22 protein-coding genes are annotated in these 21,331 nt (G+C 60.6%); 14 read left to right on the top strand and 8 right to left on the bottom strand.

Annotated elements, in window-relative coordinates:
- Window positions 1-35: 35 nt before the first annotated feature.
- Genes G518_RS0116345 through G518_RS0116325 form a run of 5 tightly spaced genes read left to right on the top strand, consistent with a single transcriptional unit; the run spans window position 36 to window position 4,866 of the window.
- The gene (locus G518_RS0116345) at window positions 36-1,322 is read left to right on the top strand and encodes an arsenic transporter (RefSeq protein WP_028603477.1); all 1,287 of its coding nucleotides are present in this window, start codon (window positions 36-38) and stop codon (window positions 1,320-1,322) included.
- A gap of 15 nt (window positions 1,323-1,337) precedes the next feature.
- The gene (gene chrA, locus G518_RS0116340) at window positions 1,338-2,525 is read left to right on the top strand and encodes a chromate efflux transporter (protein WP_028603476.1); all 1,188 of its coding nucleotides are present in this window, start codon (window positions 1,338-1,340) and stop codon (window positions 2,523-2,525) included.
- Between the two features lie 19 nt (window positions 2,526-2,544).
- Window positions 2,545-2,976: an arsenate reductase (glutaredoxin) gene (arsC, locus tag G518_RS0116335; RefSeq protein WP_028603475.1), complete on the top strand. Its 432-nt coding sequence runs from the start codon at window positions 2,545-2,547 to the stop codon at window positions 2,974-2,976.
- Window positions 2,963-3,679 (top strand): arsenical resistance protein ArsH, encoded by a 717-nt coding sequence (gene arsH, locus G518_RS0116330; RefSeq protein WP_028603474.1) that lies wholly within the window; start codon window positions 2,963-2,965, stop codon window positions 3,677-3,679. Before arsC ends, arsH begins: the two co-directional genes overlap by 14 nt.
- 14 nt (window positions 3,680-3,693) lie before the next feature.
- A complete protein-coding gene (locus G518_RS0116325; RefSeq protein WP_028603473.1) occupies window positions 3,694-4,866 on the top strand; it encodes an MFS transporter in 1,173 nt (390 codons plus the stop codon).
- Window positions 4,867-4,932: 66 nt separating this feature from the next.
- On the opposite strand, the gene G518_RS0116320 is transcribed toward G518_RS0116325, so the two are convergent.
- The 7 genes from G518_RS0116320 to G518_RS0116290 form a co-directional block, all read right to left on the bottom strand.
- On the bottom strand, window positions 4,933-7,302 hold the full coding sequence (locus tag G518_RS0116320; protein WP_028603472.1) for a DNA polymerase II: 2,370 nt from the start codon (window positions 7,300-7,302) through the stop codon (window positions 4,933-4,935).
- Window positions 7,303-7,339: 37 nt separating this feature from the next.
- On the bottom strand, window positions 7,340-7,741 hold the full coding sequence (locus tag G518_RS0116315; protein WP_028603471.1) for a VOC family protein: 402 nt from the start codon (window positions 7,739-7,741) through the stop codon (window positions 7,340-7,342).
- 43 nt (window positions 7,742-7,784) lie between these two features.
- Window positions 7,785-9,050, bottom strand: coding sequence for an Hsp70 family protein (locus G518_RS0116310; RefSeq protein ID WP_028603470.1), 1,266 nt, complete (start codon window positions 9,048-9,050; stop codon window positions 7,785-7,787).
- 151 nt (window positions 9,051-9,201) lie between these two features.
- On the bottom strand, window positions 9,202-9,945 hold the full coding sequence (locus tag G518_RS0116305) for an anti-sigma factor (RefSeq protein ID WP_036594970.1): 744 nt from the start codon (window positions 9,943-9,945) through the stop codon (window positions 9,202-9,204).
- Entirely contained in the window at window positions 9,942-10,550 is a 609-nt protein-coding gene (locus G518_RS0116300) for a sigma-70 family RNA polymerase sigma factor (RefSeq protein ID WP_425414290.1), read from the bottom strand. The genes G518_RS0116305 and G518_RS0116300 overlap by 4 nt, the downstream gene beginning before the upstream one ends.
- Window positions 10,551-10,589: 39 nt before the next feature.
- Window positions 10,590-11,162 carry a DUF3455 domain-containing protein gene (locus tag G518_RS0116295; protein ID WP_028603467.1) on the bottom strand — a complete coding sequence of 191 codons (573 nt, stop codon included), beginning with the start codon at window positions 11,160-11,162 and terminating at the stop codon, window positions 10,590-10,592.
- A gap of 165 nt (window positions 11,163-11,327) precedes the next feature.
- Window positions 11,328-11,969, bottom strand: coding sequence for a TetR/AcrR family transcriptional regulator (locus tag G518_RS0116290; RefSeq protein ID WP_028603466.1), 642 nt, complete (start codon window positions 11,967-11,969; stop codon window positions 11,328-11,330).
- A 151-nt stretch (window positions 11,970-12,120) separates the two neighbouring features.
- Here G518_RS0116290 and G518_RS0116285 point away from each other — a divergent pair, with 151 nt between their 5' ends.
- From G518_RS0116285 to G518_RS0116250, 8 genes are read left to right on the top strand one after another with little or no spacing between them, the layout of a single operon-like run.
- Window positions 12,121-13,458, top strand: coding sequence for an NAD(P)/FAD-dependent oxidoreductase (locus tag G518_RS0116285; protein WP_028603465.1), 1,338 nt, complete (start codon window positions 12,121-12,123; stop codon window positions 13,456-13,458).
- On the top strand, window positions 13,455-14,207 hold the full coding sequence (locus G518_RS0116280) for a DUF1365 domain-containing protein (RefSeq protein WP_028603464.1): 753 nt from the start codon (window positions 13,455-13,457) through the stop codon (window positions 14,205-14,207). Before G518_RS0116285 ends, G518_RS0116280 begins: the two co-directional genes overlap by 4 nt.
- Window positions 14,204-15,478 carry an SAM-dependent methyltransferase gene (locus G518_RS0116275; RefSeq protein ID WP_028603463.1) on the top strand — a complete coding sequence of 425 codons (1,275 nt, stop codon included), beginning with the start codon at window positions 14,204-14,206 and terminating at the stop codon, window positions 15,476-15,478. Before G518_RS0116280 ends, G518_RS0116275 begins: the two co-directional genes overlap by 4 nt.
- A complete protein-coding gene (locus G518_RS0116270; protein WP_211231724.1) occupies window positions 15,475-16,053 on the top strand; it encodes a chalcone isomerase family protein in 579 nt (192 codons plus the stop codon). The genes G518_RS0116275 and G518_RS0116270 overlap by 4 nt, the downstream gene beginning before the upstream one ends.
- 17 nt (window positions 16,054-16,070) lie before the next feature.
- Window positions 16,071-17,345 carry an MFS transporter gene (locus G518_RS0116265; protein ID WP_028603461.1) on the top strand — a complete coding sequence of 425 codons (1,275 nt, stop codon included), beginning with the start codon at window positions 16,071-16,073 and terminating at the stop codon, window positions 17,343-17,345.
- Window positions 17,342-17,926: a DUF3833 domain-containing protein gene (locus tag G518_RS0116260; RefSeq protein ID WP_028603460.1), complete on the top strand. Its 585-nt coding sequence runs from the start codon at window positions 17,342-17,344 to the stop codon at window positions 17,924-17,926. The genes G518_RS0116265 and G518_RS0116260 overlap by 4 nt, the downstream gene beginning before the upstream one ends.
- A 4-nt stretch (window positions 17,927-17,930) precedes the next feature.
- Window positions 17,931-18,722, top strand: coding sequence for an SDR family NAD(P)-dependent oxidoreductase (locus tag G518_RS0116255; RefSeq protein ID WP_028603459.1), 792 nt, complete (start codon window positions 17,931-17,933; stop codon window positions 18,720-18,722).
- A 5-nt stretch (window positions 18,723-18,727) separates the two neighbouring features.
- Window positions 18,728-19,168 (top strand): nuclear transport factor 2 family protein, encoded by a 441-nt coding sequence (locus G518_RS0116250; protein WP_028603458.1) that lies wholly within the window; start codon window positions 18,728-18,730, stop codon window positions 19,166-19,168.
- A gap of 80 nt (window positions 19,169-19,248) precedes the next feature.
- Here G518_RS0116250 and G518_RS0116245 read toward each other — a convergent pair whose 3' ends face one another.
- Window positions 19,249-20,175, bottom strand: coding sequence for a LysR family transcriptional regulator (locus G518_RS0116245; protein WP_028603457.1), 927 nt, complete (start codon window positions 20,173-20,175; stop codon window positions 19,249-19,251).
- A gap of 168 nt (window positions 20,176-20,343) precedes the next feature.
- Between G518_RS0116245 and G518_RS0116235 the strand changes: the two genes are divergently transcribed.
- Window positions 20,344-21,327: a 2Fe-2S iron-sulfur cluster-binding protein gene (locus G518_RS0116235; protein ID WP_028603456.1), complete on the top strand. Its 984-nt coding sequence runs from the start codon at window positions 20,344-20,346 to the stop codon at window positions 21,325-21,327.
- Window positions 21,328-21,331: the final 4 nt, after the last annotated feature.

Genomic DNA, 21,331 nt, shown 5'->3' with positions numbered 1-21,331 from the left:
GCCATTCCCCTTTCACTCCATAGAAGACCTCCGCCATGCTTGCGGCCATCCTGATTTTTATCTTCACCCTTGTACTGGTCATCTGGCAACCGAGAGGCCTGGGCATTGGTTGGAGTGCCTCTCTCGGCGCCGCTCTGGCCCTCGTGTTCGGTGCAGTTCACCTGGGTGATATCGCCGTGGTGTGGGGCATTGTCTGGAATGCGACCGCCACGTTCGTGGCCATCATCATCATCAGCCTCCTGCTGGACGAAGCGGGATTCTTTGAGTGGTCTGCCTTGCACGTGGCCCGCTGGGGGGGCGGCAGCGGCCCGCGATTGTTTGTCTTCATTGTGCTTCTGGGCGCTGCCGTTGCGGCTCTATTCGCCAACGACGGTGCCGCGCTGATTCTCACGCCCATTGTCATGGCGATGTTGGTCGCGTTGGGCTTCTCGCCGGCCGCGACGCTGGCCTTCGTGATGGCGGCAGGATTCATCGCGGACACCGCGAGTTTGCCGCTGATAGTGTCCAACCTGGTCAACATCGTGTCCGCTGACTTCTTCGGCATCGGCTTTAATGCCTATGCTTCGGTGATGGTGCCTGTGAATATCGTCGCCGTATTGTCGAGTTTGGGGATCCTTTTGCTGTACTTCCGTCGTAGCGTGCCGGCACGCTACGACGTGGCACAGCTCAGGAAACCTGCGCTGGCCATTCGTGATGTGGCCACATTTCGCGCAGGCTGGGTGGTGCTGGTCTTGTTGCTGGTGGGTTTCTTCGGCCTGGAACCGCTGGGCGTGCCTGTCAGTGCCGTCGCGGCCGTGGCAGCTGTGGTGCTGCTTGGGGTGGCTGCGCGCGGCAAAGCCATCAGCACGCGCAAAGTGCTGCGTGGGGCTCCCTGGCAGATCGTCGTGTTCTCGCTCGGCATGTACCTCGTGGTCTATGGCCTGCGCAATGCCGGGTTAACAGACCGCCTCGCCGGGTTGTTGAACTTGTTTGCGCAGGGGGGCATTTGGGGCGCAGCGCTGGGCACTGGCGTGCTCACTGCGTTGTTGTCGTCAGTGATGAATAACTTGCCAAGCGTGTTGATTGGTGCGCTGTCCATCGATGCATCGCACGCCAGCGGGGTGGTGAAAGAGGCCATGGTTTACGCCAACGTGATCGGCTGTGATCTGGGACCGAAGATCACGCCCATTGGCAGCCTGGCCACGTTGCTGTGGCTGCACGTGCTACAGAAGAAGGGAATGACCATCAGTTGGGGCTACTACTTCAAGGTAGGCATTGTGCTGACGCTGCCCGTATTGCTGATCACACTGGCGGCGCTGGCTCTACGCCTTAGCCTGGCTTAGCCAAGTTCCACACACATGAGGTTTCCTGCTAAATCCGCATTTGAGGTCTTTCTTGCTTTCCTGAAGCTCGGGTTGACCTCGTTCGGTGGCCCGGTGGCACACATTGGATACTTCCGCGCGGAGTTCGTGGACCACCGTCGTTGGCTCGATGAGGAGAGCTTCTTGAATCTCGTGGTCTTCTGCCAGTTTCTGCCGGGGCCTGCGAGTAGCAAGCTCGGAATCGCTTTAGGTCTTCGGCGCGCTGGCTGGTTAGGTGCGCTCGCTGCCTGGGTGGGGTTCACCATGCCATCCGCAATGGCACTCATCGTATTCGCGCTCGGCGCCTTGCAGTGGAAAGATCTCGCGTCGTCGGGCGCGGTGCATGGTCTGAAGATCGCAGCTGTGTCTGTGGTGGCTCAAGCAGTCTGGTCGATGGGCAAGGCGTTCTGTCCCGACCGCCTGCGAGCTGGGTTGGCTGTCGCCGCTGCACTGCTGGTGTGGGCGGTCCCGGGCTCCATTGGGCAGTTTGCCGCCATCGCGTTGGGAGCAGTGATTGGGCGCTGGGCGTTGCGGCTCAATCAACTGCCCGTGGTGTCGACATATGACTATGGGGTCTCCAAGCGCACAGGCGCGCTGCTCTTGGCTGTATTTATCGTTCTGCTTATAGCGCTGCCTGTGATCGCCGCTGGCACCAACTTGTTTTTGATCTCAGCCATCGCAGCGATGTACTTAGCAGGCGGCCTGGTGTTTGGCGGAGGCCATCTGGTGCTGCCGCTGCTGCATGCTGGTGTCGTGTTACCGGGGTGGGTCAGCAATGACGCCTTCCTTGCTGGCTACGGGGCAACGCAGGCCGTTCCGGGGCCGCTGTTCACCTTTGCGGCTTACCTGGGGGCGGTGATGCCGTGGCCGCTGGGCGGATGGATCGGAGGTCTGGCGCTGCTGACGGTCATATTCGTTCCGGCGTTCCTGCTGGTCGTTGGGGCACTTCCTTTCTGGGAGTCGCTGCGTCAACACCTCGGTGTGCGTCAGGCCGCCGCGGGGGTCAACGCTGCGGTCGTGGGGTTGCTTGCATCCGCCCTGTACGACCCGGTTTGGACGAGCGCCATCCATACTGCGGCCGACTGCTTGATTGCGATCATCGCTTTCGTGATGTTGGTGGTTTTCAAGATCTCTCCAGTGGCCGTTGTCGGCTTTGCCGCAGTCTGCGGATGGATTTTTTTCTAACCAACGGAAACCTCTACGCATGACTGACATCACGATTTACCACAACCCTGCATGCGGCACGTCTCGCAACGTGCTTGAGATGATTCGAAATTCCGGTGAAGAACCTCAGATCATCGAGTACCTGAAGACGCCGCCTGACCGGTCGACCCTGCAAGCGTTGATTGTGGCCATGGGGATCACGCCACGCGAGCTTCTGCGCCGCAAGGACACACCGTACGACGCGCTGGGCTTGGACAGTCTGGAGTGGAGCGACGCGCAATTGGTCGATTTCATGCTTCAAGAACCCATCCTGATCAATCGGCCAATCGTGGTCACGCCGTTGGGAACTCGGTTGTGCCGTCCTTCGGAAGCGGTGCTGGGTCTGTTGCCGAAGCCGCAGCAAGGCGCCTTTACCAAAGAAGATGGTGAGATCGTCATTGACGGGAAGGGGGAGCGCGTTGCAAAGCTCTGAAGTGCCAAACGTCGATGACGGCAGCTTTCGCCAGCCAGATCTGACGCGGCTGCTTCCGGTTGAACGGCTAACGCATCCGCCGCGCATCCTGCTGCTCTACGGTTCGGTGCGTGAGCGCTCCTACAGCCGCCTGGTGACCGAGGAAGCCGCCCGGCTGCTGCACGCGATGGGGGCGCAGCCGCGTATCTTCGATCCGCGCGGCCTGCCTCAACCCGATGGCGCGCCCGAGGACCATCCCAAGGTGCAGGAGCTGCGCGAACTTGCACAGTGGGCCGAGGGCATGGTGTGGTGCTCCCCCGAGCGGCACGGCGCCATGACCGGCATCATGAAGTCGCAGATCGACTGGATTCCTCTGTCGGTCGGATCGGTGCGGCCGACCCAGGGCAAGACCTTGGCTGTCATGCAGGTCTCTGGCGGTTCGCAGTCCTTTAACGCGGTCAACCAACTGCGCGTGCTGGGCAGATGGATGCGCATGCTGACGATCCCTAACCAGTCGTCCGTGGCTAAAGCATTTGCGGAGTTTGAAGAGGATGGCCGGATGAAGGCTTCTCCGTATTACGAGCGCGTGGTCGATGTGATGGAAGAGCTCGTAAAGTTCACGTTGCTGACGCGCGATTGCGCCGACTACCTGGTGGATCGCTACAGCGAGCGGCGCGAGAGTGCCGAGGCCGTGTCCAAGCGGGTCAACCTGCGCAGCATCTGACGAGCCCAGCGCAAGTGAAAAACCGAGCCACGATCATCGTGCTTCTGGGCGTGGCGCAGACTTTGGCCTGGGCATCGTCGTACTACCTGCCTGCTATCTTGGCGGGCGCTATTGGTCAGGCCGTCGGCGCATCGAGCTCCACCGTGTTCGGGGCATTCTCCGTGGCCTTGCTGATGTCTGCTGCCGTTGGCCCATTCGCCGGACGGCTGATTGACCGTCGAGGCGGCCGGCCTGTGCTGATGCTCAGCAATCTGGTGTTCGCGGCGGGCTTGGCGGCGCTTAGCCAGGCGCAGACGCCGCTGCACGTATTTGCGGCCTGGGCCGTCATAGGCCTGGCGATGGGCAGTGGCCTCTATGAAGCCGCGTTCGCCACAGCGGTGAGACTGCACGGTCAACAGGCACGGCGCACGATCACCGGCATCACATTGTTCGCTGGCTTTGCCAGTACGGTGGGCTGGCCGCTGACGTCCTATCTGGAGAGCAGCGTGGGTTGGCGCGAGGCCTGTCTGGTGTGGGCGGGCCTGCACCTGGTCATTGGCCTGCCGCTTAACGCCTTGTTGCCGGCTGCCGAGCAAGTAGCGTCTGCATCGAATGGGGGCGCAGAAAAGGCGGAGCAGCAAGCGGCCTTGGCCCCTCACCAACAGCGTGGTGCTGCTGTCTTGCTGGCGTTCGTGTTCGCGGTTGCCTGGTTCATCAGTACGGCCATGGCGGCTCATTTGCCTGCACTGCTGCTGGGCGTGGGTGCTAGCCTGGCGGCAGCAGTGGGCATCGCGGCGCTGGTGGGGCCGGCCCAGGTCGTAGGGCGTTTGTTTGAGTTCGCGTTTCTGAGTCGTGCGCACCCCCTGTTGTCGGCGCGTCTGGCGACGCTTGCTCATCCCTTGGGCGCGCTTTGCATTGGCCTTTTCGGAAGCTCGGCCGCGATGGCCTTTGCGGTATTGCACGGCCTCGGAAATGGCATCCTGACCATCGTCATAGGAACGCTGCCACTGCTGTTTTTCGGTGCAAAGGGGTACGGCCAGAGGCAAGGATTTCTAATGGTGCCAGCTCGCATCGTGCAGGCGGGCGCTCCGTTCTTGTTTGGTCTGGTGATGGAGCGGTTGGGGGTAGGCGCCTTGTGGTTCTCGGCGGGCTTGGGGCTGGCCGCTTGCCTCGCACTAACACGCCTGGCGTGGAGTATTTCGCGTTGAAATGGGCGAAGGGTGCATAGAACCGCGAGTCCAGCGCGGCCTTGAGTCAGGGTGTGTGAACACGCCCTAGAACAGCCTCCGCTGAGAAGTCGTCAGCGCTGAGAAGCTTTCGCCCAGCGGCGCAAGAATGGCATCCGCAATCGGTTGAAGCTGTTTGCTCAGGTAATGCGTGTAATCGATGCCAGAGCGGCGTGCTTCCAAAGGCTCCGGCCCGCTTTTGGTCATGACGTACTGAATCCATCCACCGCTCTGGTACTGTTTGGGGCGGCCGAGCTTGGCGTTGAATTCGTCGGCTATCCGGGCGGCTCTCACTTGAGGCGGTACATTCACATGGTAGGCATCCAGCCTATGGCGCAACCGCTTTCTATAGACAAGAAGTTCATCTTTTTCGCCCGCCACCGTTGAGCGTGCATAGTCGGTCACGAACTCCCGGTAGGGCGCGCCCTGAAAAATGCGTGTGAGCAAACCCTCTTGAAACTGGCGGGCTAGCAGGGTCCAGTCGCTGCGAGCCATCTCCAGACCCCGGTAGACCATTTCCTCCCTGTCATTCGCATCTACGCTCAGGCCCGCATAGCGCTTCTTGCTGCCGATTTCCGAGCCTCGAATGGTGGGCATGAAGAACTTCTTGTAGTGGGTATCCAACTCGATTTCGAGGAAGTTTTCAAGCCCTTGTTCATCACGGAGGGTTTGTGTCCACCACGCATTGATGCTGCTCACAAGCTCTGTGGCAAGGGCGTGGGCTTCGGTATTCGTGTGGGCTTTCTTGAGCCAGATGAAGATGGAGTCGGTATCGCCGTAGATGACTTCGAACCCACGGTCTTCCACGAATGCCTGCGTGAGCTTCATCATTTCGTGTCCACGCAAAGTGACAGCCGACACCAGTTTTGGATTGAAGAAGCGGCATTCGGTGGCTCCCAGCACGCCAGCAAAAGAGTTCATGAGCAACTTCAGGGCCTGTGATAGCGGCTCATTCTTTGCTCGTTTGGCTTCGTCACGGGCTTTGGAGAGCGTGGTGACAATCTCCGGCAGGCAGTGTTTTTCCCGGGAGAATAAGGTGCCCTCAGGGCCTTTCACCCATTCGGCCGAGTCAGAGTTTTGGCTGGTTTCAGCAAAGCCGACCGGGTCGACAAGGAAGGTTCGGATGATCGATGGGTACAGGCTTTTGTAGTCGAGCACCACCACCGAATCGTAGAAACCGGGCTTCGAGTCCATCACATAGCCGCCCGGATAAGCCTTGCTTGCGATCTCGCCCACGTTGGGGGCCACATACCCCTGGCGATGCATGCGCGGCAGGTAGTGGTGGCTGAACGCCGCAATGGAGCCACCGAAATGATCCGCTTGCAGGCCGGTGGTTTGCGCGCGCTCCATCACGAATTGCAGCAACTTGGTCTTCTCGAAGATGCGCAGGACCAACTCGCAGTCGCGAATGTTGTAGATGGCCAGGGCTGGCTTGTCTTGCTGAAAGCGCCGCTCAATCTCGGCCATCTTGTCGTACTCATCGCCAATGGACTTGCCTTCGCCTAAAAGCGTCTGCGAGACGTTTTCCAGGCTGAAGGAAGGGAAGCTCCATACGGCGGCCCTCAATGCGTCGATCCCATCAATGATCACCCGGCCAGGTGTGGGCGCGAAGAGATAACCTTGTTTTCTCGGGTGCGCCCGCCACTGCGTGGTTTGGCCCTCTCGGCCAAGGAGGAGCTTCACGCCGCAGTCGTCCGCCGTCTTTTGAAGAACGCGCAGATCGAACTGAATCACGTTCCAACCCAGAATGACGTCCGGGTCGTTCTCTGCCAACCAGTCGTTGAGACGTTCGATCATGACCCGGCGGCTCGGGCAGTAGATGAGCGAAAAGTCCAGGGGTTCGCTGTGAGCCTGCGGCTCCCCCAGCATGAACACAACGCGCTCAGCCATGCCATCCAGGGCCACGGAGTACAAAGCTTCATGCTGGCTGGTTTCGATGTCCAGCGACACGACCCGCAGTGCGGGACGGTATTCGGGGGCTGGCTTGAGCCGGCAGTCCACGATCGTGCGGCCTTCCTCCCGACCACCCTCGATCTGCACTCCTGCAAAGAGGAACCGCTCCATCAGGTAGCGGTCATGGGGACGCACATCGGCTTCGAACAGCGGAATGTCGTGCGGTTTCAGCGCGCGAGAAAGTTTGCCGAGCTGGCGGAATTGGGCCGCATAGATGCCGACGACCGGTTCATGATGGAAGGTCTTCAGCTCGAGCGGACGAATCTGCATACCGGGGAAATCCGCAAGTTGTGCTTCGACGGTGTGCTGGTGCCGCGCCGGAACGAACGCCACCGACTTCTGCGCGGTGAGAACGACTTTCCTGGGCCCATCGTCAGTTGCCAGCCAGAGCTCGATTTCCGTCCCGGCAGGCGTGTCGCGCCAATGGCGGGTAAGGATGAAGCCTTTGAAGACGGTGGGCAACACAGATGAATACGGTATCAGCTGATCGGCACGGACCCGGTTATGGCTGGTGTTGCCAGCTCTTGTAGACGAATTCGAGGCTGTAGCCGTCGGGATCTCTCACCTGCGCAGCGTAGTAGCGTGGGTCGTAGTGAAGCTGTGCGCCAGGCGGATGAATCTCCGTTGCACCCGCCGCCAGGGCTTGTGCGTGAGCCTGATTCACCATCTCTTCGGAGTCGGCTACCAAGCCAAGGTGTACGGCACCCGGGGCGCAAACGCCTTGTCTTAGCCAGAAGAACACGCGGCCCTTGGCTCCAAAACCTTTCAGGTCGGGGTGCCCCGCTGGGCCGTCCTTGCCTTGGTAGTCATGGCGGATGGTGATGCCCAGGAGCGGAAGCACCTTTTCATAAAAGGAAATGGAGCGCTCAATGTCGCTCACGGTTAAAAAAACGTGGTCGAGCATTGGTCAAATCCTTTGAATGGGCGAGCGGGCAGTTATCAGAAAATCAGCTTCGGCTGTAGACCAGTCCGGAAGCAACCCCTCCGAACAGATCGCCCTCCATCATGGGGACTTTGGGAAATTCCGCTTGCAATGCCTGCTGGAACGGGCGAAGGGCTGATGACCCTCCGGTGAGGTAGATTGCATCGAGTGCACCGTCTTCCAGGCCCGCAAGCTGCACACATTCGCGTGCACATGCCACAGTCTTCGCCAGCAAGCTGGCCAGGTGGTCCTGCAACTCGGCCGCTCTCATGGGCGCTAGTAGCCCGCGCTCAATGACGGAGAGATCGATCGTTGTATCTGCGCCGCTCTGTGAGCAACCGATCTTGGCCTGCTCCACCATGTGGGCAATGTGGTGCCCATGGCGCTGCTTGAGCACTTCCATCAGTCGTGCGTGCAGGCGCGGATCGCTGTAGTTCACGCGCAGCCCCTGCGCCTGGCTGAGCGCGCGCGGCAAGTACTGCCAGTGGATCAGATGCCAGGTAGCGAGATCGAAGAAGACCCCGCTGGGCACTTCGCGTTGCTGTGGCCCGAGGTGGCGATACCCGAATAAGGGCATCACCTGCTCCAGACTGAGCTTCTGGTCGAAGTCGGTCCCGCCGATGTGCACGCCAGTAGTGGCCAGTACATCGCCAGACCGATCTGATCGCACCATGCGCTCAGGGCCGAGGCGGACCACGGTGAAGTCCGAGGTGCCGCCGCCCAAATCCACCACCAACACCATGTTTTCTCGGGTGAGGCGCCTCTCATGGTCCAGTGCCGCAGCAATGGGCTCTAACTGGAAGGACACCTGTTCAAACCCCACATCGTGCGCGGCCTGCTGCAGCGACTGCTGGGCCAGCGCATCGCGTTCAGGGGCGTCGTCTACAAAGTGCACCGGACGGCCCATCACCACGCGGGTGGGCGCCACACCGAGCGCCTGCGTGGCGCGCTTGCGCAATTCGGCCAGAAAGGTCGCCACAATGTCATGGTAGCTGACCTGCTGGTGATTGACTTCCGTGGTCTCTTGCAACAGTGGGCTGCCCAGTAGACTTTTGAGAGAACGCATCAGCCGGCCTTCAGTGCCTGCCAGATACTGGGCTACGGCGTCGCGGCCAAAGTGGGTGCGGCGATCTTCGGCGTTATAGAACACCGCCGTGGGAATGGAGAGTGCCTCACCTTCGAGAGCGATAAGCTGGGCCGTGCCTCCTGGTTCGGCCCACGAGACGGCCGAATTCGAGGTCCCAAAATCGATGCCTAACGTGATTTTTGGGCGAGAAGATCTTTTATCCATAGCCTCTGATCCTAGCTCGGATAATCAGGTGATGCTCTGGTCGCGGGCAGATTGATGGCGGGAAGCCCTGACTGCGATAGCCAATGCGCTCAATTCCGCTTAGTTGGCCTGGAAAGAACGAGGTCCAGGATGGCTCTTGAACTTAAGTGGCCTACATGTGCACCGCACGGCCAATGAATTGGATGGGCCCCGTGGGCTTGCCAATCGGAGAGCCACCTGCGGGCTCCAGGGTCAGCTCGAACAACTGATTGGGCTGCAGTGGCGGAAGTTGGTCGATCGACACCTCTATCGTCTCGCCGGGCTTCACCAGACCCAGCGACACCGGCGCACTCCAGCTGTCAGCCTTGGTCCAGAACTGCAGAGATTTTTCAGTGGGGACGACATCGGTACCCAGCGGCACCAGACGCAGCCGGCCTGTTGCCTGGGCTTGTACCAGCCAGCCGGGCGCTTGGCTCTGCGGTGCGGCCAGCACCACGAAATAGCGTGGCGCGGCTGGTGGTGTGGGTTCTCGCACCAACAGCAAGGCGGAGAGCACAGCGGCCGCAGTGAAACCACCGCCGGCCAGGCTACGCCACAGCGCGAGGCTATCCCACCGCCACCAAGGGCTGCGTACGGGTTGGGATTGAGTGCGGTAAGCAGGAGCGATGCTGGCGGCAATGCGCTCCCAAAGTGCAGGCGCAGGTTCCACCGCTTCAGTGAGCGTGGTCAGCGGCAGCAGCCGTTGTTCCCATTCCTCCACGGCAGCGCGCAGTGCCGGTTCCTGGGGTAGTCGAGCTGCTATGGCCCTGCGCTGCGCTCCATCAAGAGTGCCCAGGACATACTCGCCAGCCTGAGTGTGCAGGTCGTCGTGGTCGCCGCCGTCACGCGGAAGTTCAGGAGTGATATAGCCGCTCATTGCATGCATTCCCGCAGTGCGCGAAGACTACGCTGAATCCAGGCCTTTACCGTGCCAATAGGCGCCTGCACCCGAGCGGCGATCTCGCTGTGCGAGCAACCGTCCAGGTAGGCGTGCAAGATACACGCGCGGCGTGCTGGCTCCAGGCCATCCAGGCAATGACCCAGGCGGCCCAGCGCAGCGTGTTGTGCCAACTCGCTTCCATTCTCCTGCCACGCCGCCAATGCCGCTTGGGCATCGTGTTGCGCAGCCGCCGGCTCATCCAGCACGGTTTCGCGGGCGCCGTCTCGCACCCGGTTAAGGGCCGCATGTCGCACGATACTGTAGATCCAGCCCCGGCCAGCTCCGCGGCTGGCGTCGAAGCTTGAAGCACGGCTCCAGATCGCAACAAAGGCATCATGGAGCACGTCTTCCGCTGAGGCGCGGTCTCGCACGATGCGCAGGGCCACGCCAAGCAGGTATCGCGATTCGTACTCGTAGATGCGCCGCAAAGCATCGCGGTCGCCGCGAGCACACGCTACAAGCGCGGTGTCGTGGTCGAAGCTGTCGTCGTGAATATGGGTGGTAGGCGGCACGAGCCAGAAACTGTAGAGAAGGAAGTACACAAGATCCTTCTCCGAGTGTAGCCCCGCGAACCCGTTGGCTTACATCGGCTTCCAGAAGATGTAGTCGGCCTTGTACTTCACTACGGCCTTTTGGCCTTTGGTGGCTGCGCTGCAGGGCTTGTCTGCTGGAGCTACGCCGCCTTGTAAGGCTACCCGCTGGATGTAGCTGACGCCCACCAGGTCTCCGCTGCCCATGGCTGGATTGGCTTTGACCAGTTGGTAGGGCAGGCTTCCCGCGCCCGAAGGGGCGACCGCGAGCTGTGTGGCGGTGAGCTTGGAGCCATCGTTGGCTTCCCAGGTGGCGGGAGGGCCGTAGTAACGGCCAACTTGCTTGCCGGCACGGCTTTTCAGCACGGCGTCCGGGCCAACGAAGACCCATTCCGTCTGGCCAGCGGCGCCGGCTTTGTCGCGGCATTCGTAAGTGATGTCCCCGCTGCCTACGGTTTCCCAAGCCACTTTGTGACCAGAAGGCACCTGGATGGGGGCGGGCAGGGAGGCCTGCGAGAACGTGCTCATCGGCTGCGTCATGGTGCCGCAGGCGGCGAGCAGGGTTACCGCTGCAGCCACAGAGGCGAGGGTGGCAATGCGGGGGGCAGTATTCGTTGTCAACATGAACTTCTCCAAACAGGATGGGTGGTGGACTTGAGCAGTGCTTCTTAGAACGTGTTCATAAGAGCTGCTACAGGTACTACCCACCAGATCGCTGTTTGGATGCACTCAACGAAGAAATATTTTCTCAGGCTGCAAAAAAGATGCCGCTGTCACGGGTGGCGATGTTCATCTTCCTGGCAAAGCCAAGCCATCAAAAGTGGTGCTCAACACCCAATCGATGATTTGCGGGTTGGTGTACTGTCCCGAATCCTTGAGCAGGGCCACCACAGGATCGCAGGCGCGCGCGAAGAGGGTGTAGAGCACCAAATCAGACGGTAAGTTGGCTTGCATCTGGCCGCTCGTTTGGGCTTCGGTGATCCAGATACTGAGCCGATTGCTGAGGGCAATCAGCCGGTCGATGTAGGCATCGTTGGACTGCAATGAGGTGCTCAGGTTGGAGTTCTGCGCCGGCAGCGACGGCATTTCACCTTCAAGCTGCGTCTGCATGGCCCAGCGTGTCACCGCCTTGAGCTGATCGAGTGGCCGCGTGGGCGCGCCGGCCTCGGCCGCCTGCACCGCGTTCTCGCGGAGTCTATCCACGAAAGCCAGCGCGCGGTCCAGCACACCGACCATGGCGGCCCCCGCCAGTTCTTCCTTGGACGTAAACAGCTTGTAGAGACTGGCCTTGGCCATGCCAGCTTCAGCGGCTACCTCGTCGACCGTCATGGCGTCATAGCCCTTGGTCGCCAACAAACGATTGACGGCCGCAACGATGGCCTGCTCGCGCACGCGCTGTATCTGTTCCTTGATCGACGAGCGGGTTTTCATGGTCGCATTCTAGACCTGACGGACCATATTCAAAACCAAATGGTGCAAAAAGGATTTAATTGGTTTATAGTTTGAACTGATGAGTTCACAAATTGATCTTTATGGTATCGGCGGCTTGTTTTCCGCTGCTTGTTTTCCATGAAAGGCTTCCATGCATCGCATTGCTGTCATTGGGTCGGGTGTAGCGGGGTTGGCTGCGGCGCGCCGGCTAGCTGAAGCGCCAGGCCAGCATCGCGTGACGCTGTTCGAGGCGGGAAGTCATTTCGGCGGCCATGCCAATACCTTCGATCTCACGCTCGATGGTGTGAGCCAAGGCGTAGACACGGGGTTTCTGGTTTTCAATCACCAAACCTATCCTCTGCTCACCCGTTTGTTTGAGGACCTCAAAGTGCAGACGGTCGCTGCAGAGATGTCGTTTTCGGTGCAGGTACCGATGCCCGATGGCCGGGCTGGCCTTGAGTGGAGCGGCACTTCGTTGAGCGGGGTGTTCGCACAGCGGCGCAATTTGTTGCGGCCTCGGTTTCTCAGCATGCTCGCTGAGATTGCGCGCTTCAACCGCTTGGCCACTCGCCTGGCGTTGAAGGGGGATGAGGCTCAACTGCGAAGCTCTATTGCGGATTTTCTGGCCGACTACCGTTTCGGTCCAGGCTTTCGTGAGGACTACCTGCTGCCAATGCTTGGCAGCATCTGGTCTTGCCCTACCGATCAGATGCTGCGTTTTCCTGTGGCCACGTTGATCCGCTTCTGCCACAACCACGGCCTGCTTCAGGTCACGGAAAGACCTCAGTGGTATTCGGTGCGCGGCGGCTCACGCCAGTACGTTCGGCGCATGGTGGCGGGGCTGATGCACGACGGCCGGCACGGCGCGCGTCTGCGTACATCTGTGCTGAGTCTGCGCCGCTTGCCTCAGGGCGTGCTGATCGAGACTGAGCATCGCCTGGAGCAGTTCGATCATGTGGTTCTGGCCTGCCACAGCGATCAGGCGTTGAGCCTGTTGGGCGCAGATGCCACACCCGCAGAGCGAAGCGTCTTGGGCGCCATCCGATACCAGCCGAATCTGGCGGTGCTTCATACCGATTCGAGCGTTCTACCCCAACGCCGGGCAGCGTGGGCGGCCTGGAATTACGAGCGCGCCACCGACTCAGGAACGGAGGAGGCCGGGGTTTGCCTTCACTATCTGCTCAATCGTTTGCAACCCCTGCCTTGGAAACGGCCTGTCATGGTGTCGCTGAATCCGGTGCGCCCCCTCGATGAGCGCAGGGTTCACGCGCGCATCGAGTACAGCCATCCGGTCTTCGACCTGAAGGCCATTGAGGCGCAAAGCAGGGTGGGATCTTTGCAGGGGCAAGGTCGAACCTGGTTTTGTGGCGCGTGGTGCGGCTATGGTTTCCACGAAGATGGTTTGCGTTCGGGTCTGGAGGCGGCCGATGGACTTCTGCAGACGTTAGCGTCTCTGCCTGCCAAAACTGCTGCCGAGTGTGTCGCATGAATGCCCGCCCGCTGCTCGGCTTCGGACATGTGTGGCACCGCCGCCTTAGGCCTGTGGAGCATTCGTTCCGCTATCCAGGCTACTTTCTTATGCTGCCCATGCGCAGCTTGCGCTTGCAAGCTGATGCCGTGCTAAAGCGCAACCGGCGCGGTTGGATCAGTTTTCACGACACTGACCATGGCGAGGGCGGCGCTGATGCGCTGGCATGGTTCGAGCATTTGCTGGAAACCGAGGGAATTTCAGATGCGGATGGCGAAGTCTGGTTGCACACCTTTCCACGCGTGCTCGGCTATGTGTTCAAACCCGTGAGCTTCTGGTATGCCCACCGCGCAGATGGCACGTTGGCCGCCGTGTTGGTGGAGGTGAACAACACCTTCGGCGAACGCCATGCCTATCTTCTGGCCGGGCCCAGCCTGGATTGGGGTCTGGAGCAGTCCGCTGTCAAGCAGTTCCATGTCTCACCATTTTGCGAGGTGCGGGGTGAGTACCGTTTCAGGTTCGAGTACGGTGATGGTCGGATCTTGGCGCGCGTGGACCTGCACGATGACCAGGGTCCCCTGCTGCAGACCAGCGTAGGTGGCGTGCTGGAGGCCCTGAACAGCACCAGCGTGCGCCGCGCCTTCTTCGGAACGCCGTTGATGACGCTAGGCGTCATTGCTCGCATTCATTGGCAGGCGCTGCGCCTTTGGGCTAAGCGCGTGCCTTTCCATGGCAAACCCTCGAAGCCCAAGCGCTTCGTCACACGATGAACACCACCACCGCCGCCCCCCGGTTGAGCCCTTCCGCCTCACCACCGCGACACACTCCCAGGAACGCGCGCCGTGTGCTGAATCTTCTTCATCGGTTGCCGCGCGGGCAACTCGATCTGGAACTGCCTGATGGTCGTCTGCTGCATCTATCAGAGCAGCCCCATTCGGGCCATGCGGATGGGCGATGTGTGCTGCATACCTGGCAGGCCCTGGAGCGCATACTGGCATCGGGCGACATCGGCCTGGCCGAAGGCTATATTGCAGGCGAATGGGGCAGCCCGGACTTGCCCGCACTGCTGCGCCTATGCATGGAAAACCGCGACCATGTAGAACGCCTGGTCTACGGTAGCTGGTGGGGTCGTTTGGGCTACCGGCTGAGACATCTGTTGCAACGCAACTCGCGTTCGGGCAGCGCCCGGAACATTCATGCGCACTACGATCTGGGCAACGACTTCTACCGTCTATGGCTGGATCCGGGTATGAGTTACAGCGCCGCGTGGTTCGAAGGGCGCGAAGGCGAGGCGCTGCGGCAGGCCGATCTTCAGGCCGCCCAGCAAGCCAAGATGCGGCGCACTCTGGACGAGGTACGGCTGCAGCCCGGCCAGCACCTGCTGGAGATAGGCTGCGGCTGGGGCGGCCTGGCAGAGACGGCTGCACGCGAACGGGGAGCGCAGGTTACGGGTGTAACGCTGTCGCGCGAGCAGTTGCTGTGGGGGCAGCAGCGCGTGCGTGAGGCGGGCTTGGATGGGCAGGTGCAGTTGCGCTATCAAGACTACCGCGATCTCCCCGCGCTGTATGCGGGTCAGCCAGTGGACGCGATCGTTTCCATAGAAATGTTTGAAGCCGTAGGTCGCGAGTACTGGCGCGGCTACTTTGAAACACTGCGAGATTGCCTCAAGCCCGGCGGGTACGCTTGCATCCAGACGATCACGCTGCGCGAGGATCTGTTCGCGCGCTATCTACGCTCCACTGATTTCATACAGCAGTACATCTTCCCAGGCGGCTTGTTGCCCAGCATCCCGGCTTTCGAGCAAGAGGCGCAGCGCGCGGGCTTGGTCGTCGAGGGCCGAATGGCCTTCGGGCGTGACTATTCAGAAACCATGAGGCGCTGGCGCCACGCCTTTGGGGAGAACATTGAATCCGTTCTGGGGCAAAACTTTGACGAACGCTTTGTGCGCATCTGGACCTTCTACCTCGCCTACTGCGAAGCCGCCTTTGAAACCGGTAACACCGACGTTGTCCAGTTCACTTTGCGCAAACCCCTGTCATGACCTCCATACGACGCCGCCAAGCACTGGCGTGGGGCGCCGCCAACGTCATTTTTTCTTCTCCCATTGCCATGTCCAAACAACTAAACGCCATGACCACGACTGCAGACCTTCCGGTGGAGCTACGCACCGCCTTGCCTGCCGCGCGCTTGGTGGGAACGGGCGTGTTGCGTTTCTTCGGCTTGCGTGTTTACGAGGCTCGGCTATGGGCGGCGCCTGGGTTCTTGCCGGAAAACTATGCCCAGCACGCGTTCGCGCTGGAGTTGGTCTATGAGCGTAAGCTGGAAGGCAAAGCCATAGCTGAGCGCTCTATCGCTGAAATGCGCAGGGTCGGAAACTTCACGGAAGAGCAGTCTCGGCAGTGGCTCGCACTGATGACGCAGGCCTTTCCCGACGTGGCAGCCGGGGACCGCCTGCTAGGTCTTTGCGATGGACAAGGGGAGGTGAGCTTCGTCCATAACGGCAAGCAGACCGTTCGCATACGAGACGCCGAGTACGCCCGCCTTTTCTTCGGTATCTGGCTTGCACCTCAAAGCTCTTCACCTGCGCTGCGCACGGCACTGCTTGGGTTGAGCTGATCGCTTGTGACCGAGTCATGACTCCGACCATTGCCACCCAACCGCTGTCCTGGCAAACCGGGTTGGCCTATGGTGGGCTGGCTGCTCCTTTGGCCTTCGCGTCATTGCCACTGTATGTGAGCCTCCCGCACCACTATGCCTCCGTGGCGGGTGCGCCGCTCGCCGGGCTGGGCGCCGTGTTGTTGGCCACCCGCGCTTTTGATGCCTTTTTGGACCCCGCCTTGGGGCGCCTGGCTGATCGCCTGTTGCACCGGGGGCCGTTTCCGGCTTGGTGTTTGGCGGCTTTGGGTAGCGTGTTGATGGCGCTGGGCTTTTTTGCTCTCTGGCATCCACCGTTGGATGGAGAGGCTGCGATGCTGGGCTGGCTCGCCGCCAGCTTGCTGGTATGCACCTTGGCCTACAGCGCGGTCACCATACTTCACCAAGCCTGGGGAACCCGCTGGGGTGGGGAGCCGACATGGCGTGCGCGCGTCACAGCGTGGCGTGAGGGCTCCACCTTGGCGGGTGTGCTGCTGGCTAGCGTGTTGCCAATCTGGCTGGGTTTTGATGCAACCGGCGTCGTTCTGGCACTTGGCTTGGCGCTGGGGCTGGTGGGGTTATCTCAGCTCAAAGCTCCACGCGTCGTGGTGTCGGCAACCGCCTCCACCCGCGAGACGTCGCCTTGGAGGAACGCAGGCTTCAAGCGGCTGCTCACCGTGTTTATGCTCAACGGCGTAGCTGCTGCCATCCCCGCCACATTGCTCCCCTTTTTTATCGCCGATCAGCTGCAAGCGCCGTCGCTGCAACCGGTGCTGCTGCTGTGCTATTTCGGCGCCGCCGCCTTGGGTCTGCCGCTTTGGGTGAAAGCAGTGGCGCGCTGGGGCTTGGCCCCCACTTGGCGTGCGGGCATGCTGGCCAGTGTGCTCGCTTTTGGCTTCACTCCTTGGCTGGGAGTGGGCGATTCAGTGGCGTTCGCGGCGATCTGCCTGGCGAGCGGCTTGGCGCTGGGTGCGGATTTGGTCCTGCCGGGCGCTTTGCTGACTGGCGTGATCCACGAGTCTGGCGAAGGCGGGCGCGGTGAGGGCCGGTACGTGGGCTGGTGGAGCTGCGCGACCAAACTCAATCTCGCTTTGGCCGCTGGCCTCGCATTGCCTCTGCTTTCCGCTGCGGGTTACTCCAGTGGCGGCACAGACCCGGCCGGTTTGCAGGCGCTGGCTTGGGCTTATGGCGGTCTGCCTTGTCTGCTCAAGTTGACGGCGGTCGCTTTTCTCTGGCGTGCAGAACGCCTGCATTCATCCTGGAGGCTCGCATGAAGCACGCGTTATTTTCAAGTCCCTTTTTGTCGCTGCGTCGGCTCTGCATGGGCGCCACATTCGCGGCATTCCTCGCGGCATTCCTCGCGGTGTTCCTGGTAGGGTGCGCAGCCCCTTCGGTGCAAGAGTACGCCAAGGAGCGTCCCGTACTGGACCTGAGGCAATACTTCAACGGTCCGCTGACGGCTCACGGCATCTTCACGGATCGCTCGGGCAAGGTGGTCAAGCGTTTCAAAGTGCGCATGACGGGCCGCTGGAACGGCAACGAGGGCGTGCTTGATGAGCACTTTGATTACAGCGATGGCAGCACGCAGCAGCGCGTATGGCGCCTCACGCACTTGGGCGAAGGCCGCTACAGCGGCAAGGCGGACGATGTGGTCGGGGAGGCCAATGGCCAGACTGCGGGCAATGCTTTCCACTGGAACTATGTGCTGGCCCTGCCCGTGGACGGGAGAGTCTGGAATGTCAGCATGGACGACTGGATGTACCAGATGGACGACCGGATCATGCTCAACCGAGCCGCCATGAGCAAGTTCGGCGTGCATCTGGGCGATATCACGCTGACCTTCATCAAGGAGTGATGGCATGCTGCTGTCATCCAAGGGCCTCAACCCGCCGCTGACCGACTGGAAGGGACGGTCGGCCTGGATCCTTGGGGCGTCGTCAGGCATAGGGCGGGCGACGGCGGAAGCGTTGTACAGCCAGGGCGCTCGCGTGATCGTTTCCGCGCGCGATGATGCGGCGCTGAAGGATTTTGTGCTCGGACGCACCGGGTGCCTGTCCGTGCCTTTGGATGTCACCAATGCCGGAGCCGTTGCGGCGGCAGCTCAGGCCGTGTTCGCACATGGCGGCGGTGTTCCGGACCTGATTCTCTACTGCGTCGGTCATTACCAGGCGCAGCGTGCCACCCAGTTCGACCTTCCTGAAATGCAACGCCATTTGGCCGTGAACTATGGTGGCGCGCTGCATTTACTCGAAGCGGTGCTGCCCATGTTGCTGGCTGCAGGCCGCGGCCATCTGTCATTGGTCGGTTCGGTGGCAGGGTACCGCGGGCTTCCGATGTCGCTGGCCTACGGTCCCACCAAGGCCGCCCTGAACAACCTGGCGGAAAATCTCTACCTCGATCTGCATGGCCTTGGGCTCGGTGTGTCCATCATCAACCCGGGCTTCGTCGAAACGCCGCTGACGGCGCAGAACAGTTTCAAGATGCCCGCGTTGATCCGTCCGGATGAAGCGGCTCAGCATATGCTGCGCGGCTGGGCAGAAGGGCGCTTCGAGATGAATTTTCCACGCCGCTTTACACGTTGGGTTCGGCTGATGCGCTGCATGCCTGACGCCTGGTATTTTTCGGCGGTTCGCCGCATCACTGGAGCATGAGAGCTATGAGCGCGGACATATCCGACCCAAGACTGATTCGTCTCTCCGTGGCCTACGAAACACTTCACCCTGCGCGCCTGGATGATCTGGTATCTCTGTACAGCGAGCAGGCGGTGTTCAAAGACCCTTTCAATGAAGTGCGTGGCAGACGCGCCATCAAGGGTGTTTTCAGCCACATGTTCAAGCAGATCAAGGAGCCTCGCTTCACGGTCCTCGAAGGTGCGTCCAACGGATACAGAGGCTTTCTGCTGTGGGAGCTGAGATTTCTCCGGGACTCAGGTCAGACCATGGCCATCTGCGGCACGAGCTATCTCGAATATGCGCCCGATGGCCTCGTGCTTGTGCACAGGGATTACTGGGACCCGGTAGAAGAGATATTTGCCAAGCTTCCTGTACTGGGGTCGGTTGCGCGGTTCCTTCAGAAGAAGCTGAGTGCATCGAACTGACTCAGTTTCGATGGAGAGAGCAGCCTCCGACTCTGGGCCCCACCACTGATCAGGCGTTCTTGTGTTCCCAGCTTTGTGGTTCAGGCGCGCACCACCCGCTGGCGGTTATCGGCATGCAGATCGAACACGGTGCTTCGCAGCCATTGGTTGGCGGTGTCCTTATGGTATTTGGCGTGCCAGAAAAGGTTGATGGCAATCTGGGGTAGTTCTATTGGGTGCTGCACGTAGCTGAGGCCAAAGGGCTTTGTCATGCGTTCGGCCAAGCGCTCCGGTACGGTGGCGATGAGGTCGGTAGATTGCAGGATGTGGCCTACGGCCACAAAGTGCGGCACATGCAGCTTGATCTGCCGTCGCGGCGACGCGGCATCCAGAATCTCGTCGACCTGGCCGTGGCCCGTGCCGGCCGAGATGATGGCTACGTGGTCCGCTTCGAAAAAGGCTTGGGGCGACAACTTCTTTTTGCTCAGTGCATGGCCTTTGCGGTACATGCACACGTATTGCTGCATGAAAAGCCGCTGCTGGAAGAATCCCGCTTTCAACTGCGGCAGAAGTCCGATGGCCAGATCAATTTGCCCGGCTTCCATCGCATCCTTCAGATTGATCGCGGTGTTGCGCACGGTGCTGATGGAGATGCCCGGCGCCGTCTTCTGCAATTGCTTCATCAGCAACGGCAGAAAGTAAATCTCCCCGATGTCGGTCATGCCAATGGTGAAGCTGCGCTGGCTGGTCTTGGGGTCAAAGGAATTGCGTGCGTTGACTGCTCCATGGATCATGCTCAGTGCATAGCCGATGGATTCGGCTAGCTGGTCGGCGAAGGGCGTGGGCTGCATGCCGCTGGAGGTGCGCAGAAAAAGCTCGTCACCGAAAAGCTTGCGCAGCCGCGCTAGCGCGTTGCTCACCGCCGGCTGGCCCAGGCCCAGGTTTTCCGCTACTTTGCCTACCTTTTTCTCCACGAGCAGCTGGTTGAAGATCACCAGAAGGTTCAGGTCAATGTCCTTGAGTTCCATGTCATGGGCTCCCTTTGTACAAAGTATTATTGATTTCAATGATGAAAAACATTGATGACATTGTATTGACTGATATTTCTATGTCGGTGATCATTCTTTCCATTGATCGCAGCATGCCCATACGGGCTGGCCCGTGATTTCCCACGAGACAAAGTTAGACAGAACAAAATGGAAATTTTTGTGCGCCCGCTCCAGCGTACGCTTAGCGTGGCCCCTGGGGTCAACCTGCTAGACGCACTGCGCGCCAACGATGTGCCGGTGTCTTACAGCTGTCTGGCCGGGCGCTGTGGCACTTGTCGTTGCAAGGTGTCGGGCGGTGATGTGTTGGAGTCCGGTGGTGAGGCGCAGCGGCCACAAGCAGGCCAGGAGGAATACGTGCTGGCCTGTCAGACCTTTCTGACCGAATCCTGCACCGTCGAAATCTCCGAGCCCGATGAGGTAGTGGTCCACACTGCGAAGATCATCAAGGCCACGGTCGTCGCCATTGAGGACCAGACTCACGATATCAAGCGTCTCAGGCTGAAAGCGGCCAAACCGCTGGAATTCTCTCCCGGTCAGTATGCTCAGCTTCAGTTCACGCCAGAGCACATTCGTCCCTATTCAATGGCGGGTCTGCACGGTGACAGTGAACTCGAGTTCCATGTGCGTCTTGTAGAGGGCGGACGGGTCACCAGTTACATCGCCAACACGCTGAAGGTAGGCGACGCGGTGCGCGTCAGCGGGCCGCTCGGCTCGGCCTACCTGCGCCGCAAACATGAAGGGCCCATGCTCTGCGTGGCAGGCGGCACCGGATTGGCCCCCATTTTGTCCATCATCCGCGGCGTGATTGATAGCGGGATGAGCAATCCCATCCACGTCTACTTTGGTGTGCGCTCAGAGCGCGACATTTATGGCCGCGACTGGCTGCTGGCGTTGCAGCGCCAGCACCCGCAGCTTCATGTGCACATTGCCGTGACCTCCGGCAAAGCGGACAGCTGCCGTACCGGCCTCGTGACCGAAGCCATCACGCAGGACTGGAAAAGCCTTACCGGATTTCGAGCCTATCTCTGCGGCGCGCCACCCATGGTCGAAGCCGCGACGCTGCTGGTGCGCCAGCTTGGCGTACTGCCTGAACAGATTTACGCCGACGCGTTCTACGCGAGCGGTACCTGAGGCC

This window comes from Ottowia thiooxydans DSM 14619 (assembly GCF_000422885.1).
GTDB lineage: Bacteria > Pseudomonadota > Gammaproteobacteria > Burkholderiales > Burkholderiaceae_C > Ottowia > Ottowia thiooxydans.
This window is presented reverse-complemented; position numbering and strand designations above follow the sequence as displayed.

Coding starts and splice junctions, on each gene's coding strand:
- G518_RS0116345 (WP_028603477.1), top strand. CDS start 36: ATGCTTGCGGCCATCCTGATTTTTATCTTCACCCTTGTACTGGTCATC.
- chrA (WP_028603476.1), top strand. CDS start 1,338: ATGAGGTTTCCTGCTAAATCCGCATTTGAGGTCTTTCTTGCTTTCCTG.
- arsC (WP_028603475.1), top strand. CDS start 2,545: ATGACTGACATCACGATTTACCACAACCCTGCATGCGGCACGTCTCGC.
- G518_RS0116315 (WP_028603471.1), bottom strand. CDS start 7,741: ATGCTCGACCACGTTTTTTTAACCGTGAGCGACATTGAGCGCTCCATT.
- G518_RS0116310 (WP_028603470.1), bottom strand. CDS start 9,050: ATGGATAAAAGATCTTCTCGCCCAAAAATCACGTTAGGCATCGATTTT.
- G518_RS0116305 (WP_036594970.1), bottom strand. CDS start 9,945: ATGAGCGGCTATATCACTCCTGAACTTCCGCGTGACGGCGGCGACCAC.
- G518_RS0116295 (WP_028603467.1), bottom strand. CDS start 11,162: ATGTTGACAACGAATACTGCCCCCCGCATTGCCACCCTCGCCTCTGTG.
- G518_RS0116290 (WP_028603466.1), bottom strand. CDS start 11,969: ATGAAAACCCGCTCGTCGATCAAGGAACAGATACAGCGCGTGCGCGAG.
- G518_RS0116285 (WP_028603465.1), top strand. CDS start 12,121: ATGCATCGCATTGCTGTCATTGGGTCGGGTGTAGCGGGGTTGGCTGCG.
- G518_RS0116280 (WP_028603464.1), top strand. CDS start 13,455: ATGAATGCCCGCCCGCTGCTCGGCTTCGGACATGTGTGGCACCGCCGC.
- G518_RS0116275 (WP_028603463.1), top strand. CDS start 14,204: ATGAACACCACCACCGCCGCCCCCCGGTTGAGCCCTTCCGCCTCACCA.
- G518_RS0116270 (WP_211231724.1), top strand. CDS start 15,475: ATGACCTCCATACGACGCCGCCAAGCACTGGCGTGGGGCGCCGCCAAC.
- G518_RS0116265 (WP_028603461.1), top strand. CDS start 16,071: ATGACTCCGACCATTGCCACCCAACCGCTGTCCTGGCAAACCGGGTTG.
- G518_RS0116260 (WP_028603460.1), top strand. CDS start 17,342: ATGAAGCACGCGTTATTTTCAAGTCCCTTTTTGTCGCTGCGTCGGCTC.
- G518_RS0116255 (WP_028603459.1), top strand. CDS start 17,931: ATGCTGCTGTCATCCAAGGGCCTCAACCCGCCGCTGACCGACTGGAAG.
- G518_RS0116250 (WP_028603458.1), top strand. CDS start 18,728: ATGAGCGCGGACATATCCGACCCAAGACTGATTCGTCTCTCCGTGGCC.
- G518_RS0116245 (WP_028603457.1), bottom strand. CDS start 20,175: ATGGAACTCAAGGACATTGACCTGAACCTTCTGGTGATCTTCAACCAG.
- G518_RS0116235 (WP_028603456.1), top strand. CDS start 20,344: ATGGAAATTTTTGTGCGCCCGCTCCAGCGTACGCTTAGCGTGGCCCCT.